Genomic DNA, 1,041 nt, shown 5'->3' on the forward strand with positions numbered 1-1,041 from the left:
TTCATGTTTTTACGGAAGCATATCCAGCGTTGTTGAAGTAGTTTGCGCATTCGTCAGGCTTGATGGTGCCGACGAGGGTGCCGAGATGGCGCCATGTGTCTTCGATAGTTCGTTTCTGGGCGTGGCGCATCCAATGCTTGATCTTGGCAAAGGTCTGCTCGATCGGGTTGAGATCGGGCGAGTATGGCGGCAGGAACCAGAGCCTCGCGCCGGCGGCCCTGATGGCTTGTCGGATAGCTGCGGATTTATGGCTGCCCAAATTGTCCATGATCACGATGTCACCGGGCCGCAGGGTCGGTAGCAGTTGCTGCCGGACATAGGCGCGGAAGCATTCCCCGTTGATCGGGCCATCGAAGACGCATGGCGCGGTGAGTTCGTCGCAACGCAACGCACCCAGGAAGGTCAGGGTTCGCCAATGGCCATGGGGGGCGAAGCCGCGCAGCCGCTGTCCCCTTGGCCCCCAGCCGCGAAGCGGGGCCATGTTGGTCTTGATCCACGTCTCGTCGATGAAGACCAGGCGCGCCGGATCGAGGCGACCCTGCCATGACCTCCAGCGCTGGCGGCGACGGGCAATGTCGGCCCGGGCCTGCTCAAGAGCGAACAGCGTTTTTTTTGAAGCTCAGGCCCTCGCGCCTCAAGAACACCCAGACCGCGTTGTGCGAGACCATCACCCCGCGTGCGGCCAACTCGTCCTTCAGCCGATGCAGCGTCAGATCGGAGGTTTGGTTGATCCGCTCCACGATGAAGGCCCGATGCGGCTCCAGAACCCGCTTGCGGTGTCCACCCATCTTGCCCGGCGCAACCGAGCCGGTGGCACGGTAACGCTGCGACCACTTCACCACCGAGGAAACTGCGACGCCAAAACGCGACGCCACCGCACGGCAGCTCTCGCCGGTGCCGATGGCTTCAACAACACGCTCACGAAGATCGTTCGAAAGGGCTCGTGTCATCCGATGCTGGCCTCCGTCCAGCCAGCATCTTGAATCACAATCACGCCGCTTTGGGAATCCTACGATTCTCTCAAGAGATGAAACGCTCTAG

The 1,041-nt window shown here is 61.4% G+C and carries 1 protein-coding gene; it reads right to left on the reverse strand.

Going from position 1 to position 1,041, the window contains the following annotated elements:
- Position 1 precedes the first annotated feature (1 nt).
- A protein-coding gene (locus tag NKH73_RS32525; RefSeq protein ID WP_107652969.1) for an IS630 family transposase occupies positions 2-950 on the reverse strand; the annotation gives its coding sequence in 2 pieces (ribosomal slippage) (positions 2-613 and positions 615-950; 948 coding nt in all).
- Between the last annotated feature and the right edge of the window lie 91 nt (positions 951-1,041).

The sequence above is a fragment of the Mesorhizobium sp. M0938 genome (assembly GCF_040319125.1).
GTDB lineage: Bacteria > Pseudomonadota > Alphaproteobacteria > Rhizobiales > Rhizobiaceae > Mesorhizobium > Mesorhizobium robiniae.